We start from the raw sequence: 14114 nt of genomic DNA, 5'->3' as shown, positions 1-14114 counted from the left end.
CGTAGAGTTGCCGCAACCATCGAATACAAGGAATCCGGGCCGATGAAACTGCTGGTAGTGGAAGACGAGTCCAAGACCGGGGAATATCTTCGCCAGGGCCTGACGGAAGCAGGCTTTGTCGTCGACCTGGTGCACAACGGGCTGGACGGCCAGCACCTGGCCATGACCGAGCCCTACGACCTCGTCATCCTCGACGTGATGCTGCCGGACATGGACGGCTGGCGCATCGTGCAGGCACTGCGCGCCGCCGAAATCGCCGTGCCGGTGCTGTTCCTGACCGCGCGCGACAGCGTGGCCGACCGCGTCAAGGGGCTGGAGCTGGGCGCCGACGACTACCTGGTCAAGCCCTTCGCCTTCTCCGAACTGCTGGCGCGCGTACGCACTCTGCTGCGCCGCGGCGGTGCGCAGATGGCGCTCGACCGGATCCAGGTGGCCGACCTTGTGCTCGACCTGGGCCGCCGGCGCGCCACCCGCGCCGGGCGCCGCATCACGCTGACCAGCAAGGAGTTCGCGCTGCTCGAGCTGCTGGCGCGGCGCCGCGGCGAAGTGCTGCCGCGCTCGCTGATCGCCTCGCAGGTGTGGGACATGAACTTCGACAGCGACAGCAACGTGATCGACGTGGCCATCCGCCGCCTGCGCGCCAAGATCGACGACGGCTTCGAGCCGCGGCTGATCCAGACCGTGCGCGGCATGGGCTACGTGCTGGAGGAGCCCGACCCGGAGGCTGCAGCATGAAGGCGCGGCTGTCGCTGACGGCGCGGCTCACGATCCTGTTTTCGCTGTCGTCGGCGGCGGTGCTGCTGGGGCTGGGCGTGCTGATCTGGCTGGCGATGGACAGCCATTTCGCCGACGAAGACTATGCCGTGCTGGACGACAACGTGCGCCTGGTCCGCAAGATCGCGGCCGAAGGCCCGATGGCGTCGCTGCCGCAGCGGCTGGGACAGGCACTGGAGCACCATCCCGGCTTCGTCGCCGAGGTGCGCAACGCAGATGGCCAACGCGTGTACGCCACGCACGGTTTCGATTTCGGCCCCGCGCAGGCCACTGCCGCGGCGCTGCCGGCGGACCGCGATACCTTCGCCTGGGAGCAGCGTGGACAGGCCTACCGCGGCTTGCGCGCCGTGGCGCAGGTGCCGGGTGCCGGCGCGCTGCGCATCGTGGTCGGCATGGACACCGCACTGCATGCGCACTTCATGCACGCGTTCCGCCAGTCGCTGGCCCTCTACACCGCGCTGGCGGCACTGGCCAGCGGGTTGCTGGGCTGGTGGGCGGCGCACCGCGGACTCGCGCCGCTGCGCACCATGGCATCGCGCGCGCGCACGGTCACCGCGCAAAAGCTCGACGAGCGCATGCCGGTGGAGGCGGTGCCGGTGGAAATGGCCGACCTGGCCGCCACGCTCAATGCCATGCTGGCGCGGCTGCAGGACGACTTCAGGCGCCTGTCGGAATTCTCGTCGGACCTGGCGCATGAGTTGCGCACGCCCATCACCAACCTGATGACGCAGACCGACGTGGTGCTGTCGCAGCCGCGCGATGCGGCCAAGTACCGCGAGGTGCTGGCGTCCAACGCCGAGGAGCTGCAGCGGCTCTCGCGCATGGTGTCCGACATGCTGTTCCTGGCCAAGATGGAACACGGCATCACGCTGCCCAGCGCCGAGCCCATCGCGGTCGAGCAGGAAGTCGCCGCGCTGTTCGACTTCTACGATGCGCTGGCGGAGGACAAGGGCGTGCAGCTGCGGCAGCACGGCAGCGGCCGCATCACCGGCGACCGGCTGATGGTGCGGCGCGCGCTCAGCAACGTGCTGTCCAACGCGCTGCGGCACGCCACAGCGGGCAAGCCGATCATGGTGACGATCGCGTCGCGCGCCGACGCGCAGGAAGGCGCGGAGGCGCTGGATATCGTGGTCGAAAACGAAGGCGAAACCATTCCGCCCGAATTCCTGCCGTCGCTGTTCGACCGCTTTTCGCGCGCCGACAAGTCGCGCGCGCGGCCGGATTCGGAGGGCACCGGCTTGGGCCTGGCGATCACGCAGGCGATCATGGCCGCGCACGGCGGCGCCATCGCCGCCGAGTCGGCCGCGGGCAGGACGCGCTTCGTGCTGACGTTCCGCGCGCGGCGCGAACCGGATACCGTGCGGGCGTGATGCCTGCAGGCTGCACGGCGCGCAAAAAAAACCGCCCGAGCCAGTAAGGCCGTTGGGGGAAGCTGGCAAGGGCGCAAAAGCCGCCGGATGCGGCTCCAGCGGCGGTTCGATGCTACGCAATTCCGCCCTGCTCGAATGGCAACAATTGTGTCGGCGAACGCCGCACTGCTCCGACCTGCGCTGCCCTGGCCCGCGCGGTCATGGCCCCGCCCTTAACCGGCCGGCAATTCGATCCGGAATGTCGCGCCGGCACCTGCCGCGCTTTGCACCGTGACTTTGCCGCCATGCCGCTCGGCCACGGCGCGCACCAGCACCAGGCCTAGCCCCGTGCCGTCCGGCGCGCCCTGCCGGCCCTCATGCAGGCGCACGAAGGGCTCGAACAGCCGCGCCTGGTCGGCCACCTCGATGCCGGGGCCATGGTCCTGCACCGCAATCACGAAATGCTCGCCTGCATGCGTCAGCGTCACCGCCACCTCGGCACCGTGCGGGCTGAACTTGATGGCGTTGCTGACCACGTTGGCGATGGCGCGCACCAGCAGCGCGGGCTCGCCACGCAGCACGGCGGGCTCGTCGGGCAGGTCGACCTGCAGCGACACGCTGCGGGCGCTGGCCAGAGCCCACAGCTGGTCGCTGGCATCCAGCACCAGGCCGCCGAGCTCGACTTCGGTAAAGGCCAGCGACTGCGACTCGGCGCGCGCCACGCTGATGAAATCGTCGGCCAGCGTCATGGTGCGGCGCGCATGGACGGCGATGCGGTGCAGCACGGCGCTGTTGCTGTCGCCGGCATTGCCGGCGTCGCCACGGGCGCGGCGCTCGTGCAGCTCGATCAGCGCCAGGATCGATGCCTGCGGCGAGCGCATGTCATGCGACAGGAAGCGCAGCATCTGCTCGCGCTGACGCTCGGCCACGCGGATCGCCGTGATGTCGGTGACGCTGAAGATCAGGCCCGCCACCGCGCCGGACTCCCCGTGCAGCGGCGCGCCGTGCAGCAGGTAGCGGCGGTCGCCGCGCCCCGATACCTCGATACCGCCCTCGGGGACCGGATCCTGCATGGGGCGGACCCCGGCGTGTCGGCCATGCAGCGCGTGCCAGTACGCCAGCGCGGGCGCCGGCGCCGGGAACAGTGCCTCGATCACGTCGCGGATCGGTGGACGCGGCTGGCTGGCATCGCCAGCCCCGGCCGCGTCCCCGAGCACCGCCGGCGCCAGCGCGACGCAGCGGCGGTTGGCCAGCATCACGCCGCCCGCCAGGTCGCAGATGGCGGTGGCATCGGGCAGGCTTTCCAGGCCATCGGAAAGGAAGCGGCGCATGCCGCGCAGCCTGGCGCTCATGCCATAGACGGCGCGCATGCGGCTGTCCAGCGTGGCGCCGGTGTAGTGCGGCGCCGGCATCAGTCCCGGCTCGCGCTCCAGCCGTGCGAGTTCGTCGGTCAGGAAGCGCAGCGCCGCTTCCTGGCGGCGCCATGCCCACAGCGGGTAGAACAGCAGGCAGCCGAGCGCTGCCGCGGCCGGGGCGAACCAGAGCCGTGCCAGCGCGAGCAGCGCCAGCGAGCCGCACAGCAGGGCCGCCAGCAGCAGCCCGGTGGCGACCAGCGCGCCGCGCGGCGGCAGCCGCAGCGCGGCCAGCGCCGCCAGCAATACCGCCAGCAGCGTTCCCGCCAGCTGCCAGCCGCGCGGCACGGCCAGGATGGCATCGCCGTCGGTCAGCGCCTGCAGCGTATTGGCCAGGATCTCGACGCCGCTCATGCCGCGGCCGTCGCGCGACACCGGTGTGGGCAGCACGTCGCCCATGCCGGTGGCCATGGCGCCGACCAGCACCGCCTTGCCGGCAAAGCGCGCGGGATCGACGCGGCCTTCCAGCACATCGCGCGCCGACACGCGCGCAAAGGTGCCGGGCGGGCCGGCGTAGGGAATGCGCACGCGGCCGCTGCGCTCCCAGCCGTTGCTTTCGGTGACGCGAGCGGCTTCCTGGCGGTAGCTGTCCAGCGCGCGCGGCGCGCGTTGCGGGTCTGCCGGCATGTCGGCCATCACCGCCGCAAGGTGCGGCACGCCGGCGGACTCGACCGGCCGCGGCCCTTCGCGCAGCCAGACCTGGCGCGCCACGCCGTCGGTATCGACCACCATGTTGATATGGCCGACCGCGGCGCCCAGCCCGGCCAGCGGGTAGCGCACCAGCATGCCGCCGCTACCGGGCTCGGCCACCACCGGCAGCACCACGTTGCCCGCCTGCGCCAGGCTGCGCGCCAGCAGCGCGTCGTCCTGCGGATAGCGGGTGTCGCGCTCCGACAGGATCACGTCGACGCCGATCACGCGCGGACCGCCGGCGGCAATGCGCTCGACCAGCTGCCCCAGCACCGCGCGGCGCCAGGGCCAGCGGCCGATGGCGGTGATGCTGGCATCGTCGATGGCGACGATGACGATGTCGTCGCGGGCGGGATGATGCTGGGCGGCGATAGCAGTGTCGTAGGCGGCCAGGTCGGCGCGCTCGGTCCAGCCCTGCCGCGCGGCCAGCAGCACCAGTGCCAGCACTGCCGCGACCAGCACGCACCATTCGGCCAGCGTGCGGCGGCCGAAGGCACGGCCCGGTGCGGCCGGCGCGCCTGGTTCAGGCGCCGCGGCGGGCTCAGTGGAGGCGGATGCGGCCACCGCCACCCGTCCCGCCGCCCGTCGCGCCACCGGCGCCGATGGGACCGCCAGTGCCGTCCATCAGGAAGGTGAAGATCTCGATGCGCTGCGGCGCGGAGAACGCCGCCGGCTCAGGCACCTTGCCTTGCGCCGCGCGGGCGACCCGCACGTAGTAGATGCCGGGCGCCGGACGCGGCAGCTCGATGGCGTTGGTTTCGCTGTGCTGGTCCGCCAGCAGCGTGGCGAAGCCGGCATCGGCCGACAACTGGACCCGGTAGCCGGTATTCGCGCTACGGTCGGCGGGCCAGCCGATCTGCAGCGTCTTGCCGTTGTCCTGCATCGACGGCACCGGGCCCGGCGGCTCGACGCGATAAGCGACCGGCGCCGACCAGGGGCCCGGCCGCCCCCCGGCGTCGACGCTGCGTACGCGCCACCAGTACTGGCCGGGCGCCTGCGGCAGCGCGCTTGCGGGCTGGGCGGCGGGGTGCAGTGCGACCTCGCCGGCAAACCCGGCATCTGCGGCCACGGCCAGTTCATAACTGGCGGCGCTGGGCACCGTCGCCCAGGCGAACGCCACCGTCTCGCCATAGCGCACCGCATCCGCGGCGGGCTGCAGCGTGAACGGCGCCGGGGGGTTCAGCCGCACGGCCACCGGCGCCTGCGCGGCAATGCCGGTCAGCCGGTTGCCATCGATGGCGCTGACGGCAAGATAGAGCGTGCCTTCCGGCAGCCCCTCCGGCCGCGCGCGGGTGTCGGTGGTGGTGCCGCTCCAGGCCAGCTCTGTCAGCGCCGCGTCGCGCGCCACCGTGACGCGGTATGCACTGGCGCCGGGCACCGGCTGCCAGGCGGCGTCGAAGGCCGGGCCCAGCACGGTATCGGCCGGGGGCAGCAACACCGGCGCCGGCAGCAGCGCCACCGGCTGCGACAGCCGGCCACGGTCAGACACGCCGACGCCATAGCCGGCGCTCACTTGCGCCGCCGCCGACATGGCGCGGCCGTCGGGTACAGGCCTGGCCTGGCGCGCCGGGCTGACGCCGACGCGGCCTTCCAGCACCTCGCTGCGGCTGCCGGCGGCATCGGCCGCGATCCGGTAGCTGGTGCCGCGCACACCCGTGACCATCATCGGCGTATGCAGCTCGAAGCGGCCCACGCCGCCGCCCTCGGGCGCCACGCGGGTATCGGCGCCGCCCTGGTCGATACGGATCACGGCATCGGTCAGGCCGCTGCGCGCGAACGTACGCAGGCGGCGCACGACGACCGTGGTATTTGGCGGCAGCGTGATGCGGCTTCGGTCCGGCAGTTCGAGCGTGACCGAGCCGGTCGCCGGGGTCTCGATCCGTGCCGATTCGTCCAGCGACATGCCCACCTGCACCGGACGGCCGTTCGCGCGCACTTCGCCGTTGACATAAACCACGCGCGCCGACGCTGCCTGCTCCGGGATCTGGTTCAGCGGGATGCGCAGCCGCGTGCCGGGCACGAGCCGGTAAGGGTCCGCCACGCGGTTGAGCCGCTGCAGCGTGCGCCAGCCATCGGGCGACGCCATGTAGCGCTCGGCCAGCCCGATCAGGGTATCGCCCGGCTCCACCAGGTACAGGAAATCGGCGCCCTCCGCGCCCGCCGGCCCGGCCTGGGCCGGACCCGCCACGCCGGCCACCCAGGCCAGCGCGGCCGCGCCAATCCACTTATGCATCCGCCCCGGCCTCATCAGCTTCCGCGTCGGCAGCAGAAATTTCCTCAAAGCGATAGCCGTGCGAGTACACGGACGTCAGCCGCACGCCGTTTTCGGGGCGCAGCGCCAGCTTCAGCCGCAGCCGCGAGATATGGGTATCGAGCGTGCGCGAGCCGGCGCCCATGGCGCGGCCCCAGACCGCCTGTTCCACCACCTCGCGCGCCAGCAGGCGCCCGGTATTGCGGAACAGGAACAGGGCCAGCTCATACTCGCGCGGCGACAGCTGCGCTGCCTGGCCGCCAACGGTGACGGCGCGGGTATGGGGATCCACGGTGTAGTTGCCGCGCCGGATCAGCTCGACTTCCTGCGCGGCCTCTGGATAGGCGCGGCGCAGCAGCGAGCGCACGCGCGCGACCAGCTCGCCGGCGCGGATGGGCTTGAGCATGTAGTCGTCGGCGCCGACGCTCAGGCCGGCGACGATGTCGGCCTCGCCGGTACGGCTGGTGACAAACAGGATCGGCGGCATGTTGCCGGACTTCTGGCGCACCCAGCTCACCAGTTCATAGCCGCTGGTGCCGGGCAGCTGCCAGTCGACCATCAGCAGGTCAAACGCCTGTTCGCGCAGAGCGCGCAGGAAATCGGCGCCATTGGCGAACGATTCGCACTCGAAACCGGCCTCGCCCAAAATCTGCCGGATCAGCTCGGCCTGATCCGGATCGTCCTCCACCGAGGCAATTCTCATCCACTCCCCCCTGCCTACTGCGACTGCCACTGCGACTGCGCAGCCGGGCAATACTGACGGCTGCTCTGATATCCACCCTGGCGGGCGCGGCCCATGGTCAATCGCGCGGCAAGCGTGGCCGAAGCAAGCCGGAAGCTGCAATGTTACCTAACAGCGACACCCGCCGTCGAGGCTCACGACGAGGGGCATGGCGCAACATGCCGGGATCGGCCATCGATCCGTGGCGAAAAACCGGCCAATGGCAACGATCGCGGGGAGGCGGAACCGGCGCGGCGGGGAGCTGGCATAGCGGCGGCCGAAAAGCCGGCGAGCCGCTCAGGCACGACTCAGAAGCGGATGATCCATTCGCCCATCAAATAGCGATAGTGATATTTGGGGCCGCTATAGGAGGCGCTGCGGTTGTAGCCGGCGCGCAGGCGCAGCGACTGCGCGCCGCGCACGGGGCTCTGCAGGCTGACTTCGAACAGCCGGGTGGGCTGGAGCGGGGAGTCGTCGATCTTTTCGCGCCCCAGGCCCGCCACCAGCGCGCCCATCCAGCCCTGGTAGCGCTGGCGCCAGCCGATCGCCAGCATGGTCTCCGAATAGTGCTCGGGGTTGAAGTACGCGCGGCCCACGTCGTCCTGGGTGCTGCGATAGGCGCGCAGCCGCGCCTGCAGCGTCAGGCCGAGGTCGAGCGACGGCTGGTAGATCAACCGCACGCGGCCGTGGTCGCGGCGGTTGCCGTCGGAGAAATACTGCTGTCCGGCCACACCCACCAGCGTCACGTGCGGGCCGATGCCCTGGTCCAGCGCCACGCCGGCAAAGGTATAGGACACTCCGCGGTCGAGCGCGGCCTGGGTCTCGACCCAGTCGCGGTTGATAAAGACTTCCAGCGCGGTGCGCTTTGCCAGCGGCAGCCGGTAGCCACCATCCAACGTCAGCAGCGTATGCCCGCCCTGGGTGAACACGCCCGCGTCAAAGGCCCAGCCGTTGAGCGTGGCCGGATCCAGTTGCCGCCCGAACACGCTCACCTTTTGCCCGTGCCGGGCCCAGCCGGCCTGGCTGTAGCGATAGTCGCTGGCGCGCAGGCCGAACAGATGGTCGGCGTGCCGGAGGCTGGGCAGGTATTCGACCGACAGGCGGCGCGAGCGGAAGCCTTCGCTGTCGTTGGTGGCCAGGAATTCCGGGCCGAAGCCCTGGTCAAGGGCCTTTTCTTCCTCCGCTACCGCCGTCTTCGCACCCAGGCAACCAAGCACCGCACAGACCAACACAAAGCCGAATCGTTTCACTTGGTACCCCAGGTCTTGCGCGTCTGGAAGAGTTCGTCGATATAGCCGAGCACGCTCGCGGGCTGGAGCAGCAGGCTGTAGAAAATCACGTAAATGCACAGGCCGAGGCGGTTGCGCCTGACCTTGAGGCCGAGCCGGTCGAACATGCGCCGTTCGATCGTGAACATCAGCACGCTCATCAGCACCGCCAGCGGCAACAGCGCCAGCGTCATCGGCCCCGCGATCCAGTAGTAGCCGAACAGCGCCAGCACGATGCCGGGAACGAAGCCCAGCGTAAAGGCCAGGTCCAGCCATGGGTACAGCAGGTTCCAGTAGACGAAGAAGGTCGACATGCGCGGCACCAGCAGGATCCCCGGGTGCTGGCGGAAAGCCTCCATCATGCCGCGCGCCCAGCGCTGGCGCTGGCGCACGAACTGGCGCAAGTTGTCGGGAACGTTGGTGAAGATGCAGGCGTCCTCGCAGTGCCCGACGCGATAGCCGGCCTTCAGCAGCGCCCAGGTCAGCACGATGTCCTCGCCGACGCAGTCTTCCCAGCCCCCCACTTCCAGCAACGCGTGGCGGTCGTAGATCGAGAACGCGCCCTGCGCGACCAGCGTGCCCTGGTACAGCGACTGCATGCGCTTGATCGCGGCGATGCCCTGGAAATAGTCCCATTCCTGGCACTGCGTCAGCCAGTTCTGGCGCGAATTGCGCACGAGGATCTTGCCGGCCACGGCGCGGGTATTGGGCGGATCCTGGCGATAGCGCTCGACAATGCTGACCAGCGCCAGCTTCTGCAGGTAGGAGTCGGCGTCGACGGTGACTACCAGCTCGTTCAGCGCGAGCTTCAGCCCGGCGTTCAGCGCCTTTGCCTTGCCGCCGTTCCTGGGCATGTCGAGCAGGCGCAGCCACGGGTACCTGACCTCGGCGCCGCGCACCAGCGACGCGGTGGCGTCGCGCGAGCCGTCGTTGATGACGATCACCTGCAACGGCGCGGGATAGTGCTGCCGCTCGATGCTGGCCAGCGTATCCAGGATCGACGCTTCTTCGTTGTAGGCCGCGATCAGGATGGTAAGCGGCGGGTAGTCGTCCAGCGGCCGGCGCGGGGGCCGGCGGTCCATGGCCAGGCTGGCAACCAGGAAAGCGTTCATGAAGCCGGGGACAATGGCAATGCCGCCCACCAGCAGCGCGGCGGCCACCACGCCGACCCTGCTGGTCAGGTCGGACATCCACTGCTGCGCCATCCACACCGAAAAGGCCGTCCAGCCCACTGCCACGGCCAGCGCGACCGCGAACTTGATGCGCACCGGCACATAGATATGCGGCGCGGCTTCCCCCTGAAACCCTGTCATTTTTGTCACTTCTTGTTGTGGATACTCAGCCCGTTGACGGCCCGGACTGCCTCACGCCGCCCCCACGGCGTACCCCCTCCATGCGGCGATCCACGCCATCAAAATTCAGGGGACGGGAAGCTAACGCGCCAATGGGCCTTCCGGACGACAGGAACCAGGAAATTTCGCCATGCGGAAGGTGGCGAGATCTCAATGGGCTCCAGCGTGGGCATCCAGCGCAATCGGCGGCCCCGGCCGACAATTGGGACTTACCCTGCCGGAACAACCACCCCACGGCTTTCCAGCTCCGCTGCCAAAGCATTATTAGGGGTTCACCCTATATACGTAACGCGAGAATCGTTCCGCGAAATGGAGCGCTGCGGCATTTCTACCCGCCGGATTTGCCCTGAACCGATGCCGGCCGCCCCTGAATGGTTAAAACATCCCCCGAATGCGGTAATGCAGTTTGAAACAAAACGAAACAATGCACCGAAACGCGAGCCTTCTGCACTAGGAACCGGCATTCGCCGCGCATTCAAGGTGCATCCGTCTGAAACTCAGTCGAAACCGCACAGGCAGCCGGACTCAGGGAATTCACTGAATCGAATGCGAAGTAGAAGACGTTAATATCTCCTATCGGAACCTCTCATCATGATTAGGCGCTTCGCCTGATTGACACATCGGGAAAATTCGGCAGAATGATTCCCACTTGTGCAGCGCCCTTTGGGGTGTGTCATTTGGTGTGTTGTTCCGTGATGTTTTCGGTTGTCACGACAGCGACATATCGAGGTGATATGGATGCAGCAGCGGAACTCAAGAAACCGTTGCCTGCGTTGCGCACGGTGTATAACGAGCGTCTTTCGCTCATTTTGAAATCCAAGGTTGAGATAGATATGGAAACCGGTACCGTTAAGTGGTTCAACGACGCCAAGGGCTTCGGCTTCATCACGCCGGATGCAGGCGGCAACGATCTGTTCGCGCACTTCTCCGCAATCGAAGGCTCGGGCTTCAAGTCGTTGAAGGAAGGCCAGAAGGTGCGCTACGTCAAGGCCATGGGCCAGAAGGGCGAGCAAGCCACCAAGATTCAGGCCGTCTGATACCGGTTTGAAGACCGGGCCGGTCCCGCGGCGTCTCGCGACGCTGGGCCGCCCAGCAAGCCCCGCAGCTCCGGCGCGGGGCTTTTCTTTTGCGCGCCGGCAAGGCGCCGCCCCCTCCCCGTTCCCGCCAATTTGCAGCACGCGATGTGCGGAGTGATGTTGCTATAATCGCCCGACCCACAACCACCACCCGCGCGTGGGCGCACATACCATTGCATTGCGTGCGCCGCGCGGGAAGGTACGCAGCGTGTCGAGGAGTTACGTGGCCGTTACTCAGATCGCAACGCAAGACACCACCGCCGCCGTGGCCGGCTCCAGCACAGGAGCTGCGGCCTCGGCCGGCAGTTCCTTCCATGCCGCGCTGCGCATCCTGCCGGCGCACCAACGCCAGGCCATGTTCGAGATCTACGCGTTCTGCCGCGCGGTCGACGACATCGCCGATGGCAACGCCCCGCACGCCGAGCGCCTGGCCGGGCTCGATGCCTGGCGGCGCGATATCGCCGCCTGCTACGCCGGCAGCCCGCCCGCGGCCCTGCAGACGCTGGCCGCGCAGATCCACGCCTTCGACCTGCAGCAGCAGGACTTCCTCTCCGTCATCGACGGCATGACCATGGACGTGGTGCAGGACATCCGCGCCCCCGACGCCGCCACCCTCGACCTGTATTGCGACCGGGTGGCAAGCGCGGTGGGCCGGCTGGCGGTGCGCGTGTTTGGCCTGGAAACGTCGTGCGGCATCGCGCTGGCCCACCACCTGGGGCGCGCGCTGCAGCTGACCAACATCCTTCGCGACATCGACGAGGATGCCGCCATCGGCCGCCTCTACCTGCCCGCCGAGGCGCTGGCAGCCGCCGGCATCGATGCCGCGCGCGCCACGCCGCAGGCGGTGGTCGCGCATGCGGCAATCGGCCAGGCCTGCGCGGCAGTGGCCCAGGAAGCGCAGGCGCACTACGACCAGGCCAACGCCATCATGGCGCGCTGCCCGGCACGGCTGGTGCGCTCGCCGCGCATCATGGCCGACGTCTACCACCGCATCCTCGCGCGCCTGCGCATCCAGGGCTGGCGGGCGCCGCGCCAACGCGTGCGCCTGCCGCGCGCGCAGTTGCTCTGGATCATGCTGCGCCACGCCATTGGCTGAGCGCCGCACGCCATCGCCAGTGATGTAAGCCGATGCAAGCCGAGGCCCGGGCGCGGATCATCCCACCCGCGCCGGCACAAGGAGTCCGCATGTCGATGAACGAGACCGCCTTCGCCACGACAGCCCCGCCTATCCGGACCGCCACCGATCCGTCGTTCACCGCGTTCGGCCAGCAATCTGCCGCCAAGGAACTCGACCACGGCATCGGCGTTGCGGTCGATGCGCTGCTGCACCAGCAGCGCCCTGATGGCCACTGGGTCTATGAGCTGGAAGCCGACGCCACCATCCCGGCCGAATACGTGCTGATGGTCCACTACCTTGGCGAGGTGCCCGACCTGGCGCTCGAAGCGCGCATCGCGCGCTACCTGCGCCGCATCCAGAACACCGACGGCGGCTGGCCGCTGTTCCATGACGGGCGGGCGGACATCAGCGCCAGCGTGAAGGCGTACTTCGCGCTGAAGATGGCGGGCGACGATCCGCAGGCGCCGCACATGGCGCGCGCGCGCCATGCCATTCATGCCATGGGCGGCGCCGAGGCCAGCAATGTGTTCACGCGCACGCTGCTGGCGCTGTACGGCGTGATGCCGTGGTCGGCGGTGCCGATGATGCCGGTGGAGATCATGCTGCTGCCGCGCTGGTTTCCGTTCCACCTGTCCAAGGTCTCTTACTGGGCGCGCACGGTGATCGTGCCGCTGCTGGTGCTGAACAGCCTGCGCCCGCGCGCGCGCAATCCGCGCGGGGTCGGCATCGACGAGCTTTTCTCCAGCCCGCGCCGCAGCGTCGGCCTGGCGCCGCGCGCGCCGCACCAGCATGCGGGCTGGTACAACCTGTTCCGCGGGCTCGATGCGCTGCTGCGCGTGGCCGAGCCGGTGTTCCCGCGCCTGCTGCGCCGGCGCGCCATTGCCGCGGCGCAAAGGTTCGTGCGCGAGCGGCTGAACGGCGAGGACGGGCTCGGCGCGATCTTCCCGGCGATGACCAACAGCGTGATGATGTTTGACGTGCTGGGCGTGCCGGCCGACGATCCCGCGCGCGCGGTGGCGCGGCGCTCGCTCGAGCGGCTGCTGGTCGAGCATGGCGACGAAGCCTACTGCCAGCCCTGCCTGTCGCCGGTGTGGGACACCGCGCTGGCCGCGCATGCGCTGCTCGAGACTGGCGAGGCGCGCGCGGCCGCGGCGGTGGGGCACGCGCTGGACTGGCTCAAGCCGCTGCAGGTGCTCGGCGTGCGCGGCGACTGGAGCGTGCGCCGCCCGCGGGTGCGTCCGGGCGGCTGGGCCTTCCAGTATGCCAACGCCCATTACCCGGATGTCGACGACACCGCCGTGGTGGCGGCGGCGATGGACCGCTACATGCGCGAACACGCCGCGCCGGGCCGCTACGACGAAGCGGCGGCGCGCGCGGCCGAATGGATCGTCGGCATGCAGAGCGGCAACGGCGGCTGGGGCGCGTTCGAACCCGAAAACACGCACCTGTACCTGAACAACATCCCCTTCGCCGACCACGGCGCGCTGCTCGACCCGCCCACCGCGGACGTCTCGGCGCGCTGCCTGTCGATGCTTTGCCAGACCGGCGCCACGCCCGCCAGCAGCGAGCCCGCCGCGCGCGCGCTGCGCTATCTGCTGGCCGAGCAGATGCCGGATGGCAGCTGGTTCGGCCGCTGGGGCACCAACTACATCTACGGCACCTGGAGCGCGCTGTGCGCGCTGAACGCCGCCGGGCTGGGGCCCGATGCGCCCGCGGTGCGGCGCGCCGCCGACTGGCTGGCGGGCATCCAGAACGACGACGGCGGCTGGGGCGAAGACGGCGCCAGCTACCGGCTCGACTACCGCGGCTATGAGGCCGCGCCCAGTGTGGCATCGCAGACTGCCTGGGCCTTGCTGGCGCTGATGGCGGCCGGCGCGGTGCAGCACCCGGCGGTCGCGCGCGGCATCGGCTACCTGCTGCGCACGCAGCGCCCGCCGCAGGAAGGCGGGCTCTGGCACGAGCCTCGCTTCACCGCCGTGGGTTTCCCGCGCGTGTTCTACCTGCGCTACCACGGCTACGCGCGCTATTTCCCGCTGTGGGCGCTGGCGCGCTACCGCAACCTGCAGCGCGGCAGTGTCGGCCGCGTGACGTGGGGCCTGTGAAC

10 protein-coding genes are annotated in these 14114 nt (G+C 69.6%); 5 read left to right on the top strand and 5 right to left on the bottom strand.

Annotation, left to right across the window (positions count from 1 at the left end):
- Nucleotides 1–42: 42 nt before the first annotated feature.
- Entirely contained in the window at nt 43–735 is a 693-nt protein-coding gene (locus J8I34_RS04000; RefSeq protein ID WP_029049401.1) for a heavy metal response regulator transcription factor, read from the top strand.
- Complete coding sequence (locus J8I34_RS03995; RefSeq protein ID WP_209771530.1) at nt 732–2144, top strand: heavy metal sensor histidine kinase; 1413 nt, start codon at nt 732–734, stop codon at nt 2142–2144. Before J8I34_RS04000 ends, J8I34_RS03995 begins: the two co-directional genes overlap by 4 nt.
- A gap of 212 nt (nt 2145–2356) precedes the next feature.
- Here J8I34_RS03995 and J8I34_RS03990 read toward each other — a convergent pair whose 3' ends face one another.
- The 5 genes from J8I34_RS03990 to J8I34_RS03970 form a co-directional block, all read right to left on the bottom strand.
- Nucleotides 2357–4789, bottom strand: a complete 2433-nt coding sequence (locus J8I34_RS03990) for a CHASE2 domain-containing protein (protein ID WP_209805384.1) — start codon at nt 4787–4789, stop codon at nt 2357–2359.
- Complete coding sequence (locus tag J8I34_RS03985; RefSeq protein WP_209805383.1) at nt 4767–6458, bottom strand: FecR domain-containing protein; 1692 nt, start codon at nt 6456–6458, stop codon at nt 4767–4769. The genes J8I34_RS03990 and J8I34_RS03985 overlap by 23 nt, the downstream gene beginning before the upstream one ends.
- Nucleotides 6451–7179 (bottom strand): response regulator transcription factor, encoded by a 729-nt coding sequence (locus tag J8I34_RS03980; RefSeq protein WP_209805382.1) that lies wholly within the window; start codon nt 7177–7179, stop codon nt 6451–6453. Before J8I34_RS03980 ends, J8I34_RS03985 begins: the two co-directional genes overlap by 8 nt.
- Nucleotides 7180–7505: 326 nt before the next feature.
- Nucleotides 7506–8447, bottom strand: coding sequence for a hypothetical protein (locus J8I34_RS03975; protein ID WP_209805381.1), 942 nt, complete (start codon nt 8445–8447; stop codon nt 7506–7508).
- Nucleotides 8444–9778: a glycosyltransferase family 2 protein gene (locus tag J8I34_RS03970; RefSeq protein ID WP_084402571.1), complete on the bottom strand. Its 1335-nt coding sequence runs from the start codon at nt 9776–9778 to the stop codon at nt 8444–8446. The genes J8I34_RS03975 and J8I34_RS03970 overlap by 4 nt, the downstream gene beginning before the upstream one ends.
- Nucleotides 9779–10650: 872 nt before the next feature.
- Here J8I34_RS03970 and J8I34_RS03965 point away from each other — a divergent pair.
- The 3 genes from J8I34_RS03965 (at nt 10651) to shc (ending at nt 14112) form a co-directional block, all read left to right on the top strand.
- Nucleotides 10651–10854, top strand: coding sequence for a cold-shock protein (locus J8I34_RS03965; protein WP_029045406.1), 204 nt, complete (start codon nt 10651–10653; stop codon nt 10852–10854).
- A gap of 262 nt (nt 10855–11116) precedes the next feature.
- Nucleotides 11117–11989 carry a presqualene diphosphate synthase HpnD gene (hpnD, locus tag J8I34_RS03960; RefSeq protein WP_029045405.1) on the top strand — a complete coding sequence of 291 codons (873 nt, stop codon included), beginning with the start codon at nt 11117–11119 and terminating at the stop codon, nt 11987–11989.
- Between the two features lie 89 nt (nt 11990–12078).
- Nucleotides 12079–14112 carry a squalene--hopene cyclase gene (gene shc, locus J8I34_RS03955; protein ID WP_209805380.1) on the top strand — a complete coding sequence of 678 codons (2034 nt, stop codon included), beginning with the start codon at nt 12079–12081 and terminating at the stop codon, nt 14110–14112.
- The last annotated feature ends 2 nt before the right edge of the window (nt 14113–14114 follow it).

It is taken from the genome of Cupriavidus phytohabitans, from assembly GCF_017815025.1.
In the GTDB taxonomy this organism is placed as follows: Bacteria; Pseudomonadota; Gammaproteobacteria; order Burkholderiales; family Burkholderiaceae; genus Cupriavidus.
This window is presented reverse-complemented; position numbering and strand designations above follow the sequence as displayed.

Coding starts and splice junctions, on each gene's coding strand:
- J8I34_RS04000 (WP_029049401.1), top strand. CDS start 43: ATGAAACTGCTGGTAGTGGAAGACGAGTCCAAGACCGGGGAATATCTT.
- J8I34_RS03995 (WP_209771530.1), top strand. CDS start 732: ATGAAGGCGCGGCTGTCGCTGACGGCGCGGCTCACGATCCTGTTTTCG.
- J8I34_RS03985 (WP_209805383.1), bottom strand. CDS start 6,458: ATGCATAAGTGGATTGGCGCGGCCGCGCTGGCCTGGGTGGCCGGCGTG.
- J8I34_RS03980 (WP_209805382.1), bottom strand. CDS start 7,179: ATGAGAATTGCCTCGGTGGAGGACGATCCGGATCAGGCCGAGCTGATC.
- J8I34_RS03970 (WP_084402571.1), bottom strand. CDS start 9,778: ATGACAGGGTTTCAGGGGGAAGCCGCGCCGCATATCTATGTGCCGGTG.
- J8I34_RS03965 (WP_029045406.1), top strand. CDS start 10,651: ATGGAAACCGGTACCGTTAAGTGGTTCAACGACGCCAAGGGCTTCGGC.
- shc (WP_209805380.1), top strand. CDS start 12,079: ATGTCGATGAACGAGACCGCCTTCGCCACGACAGCCCCGCCTATCCGG.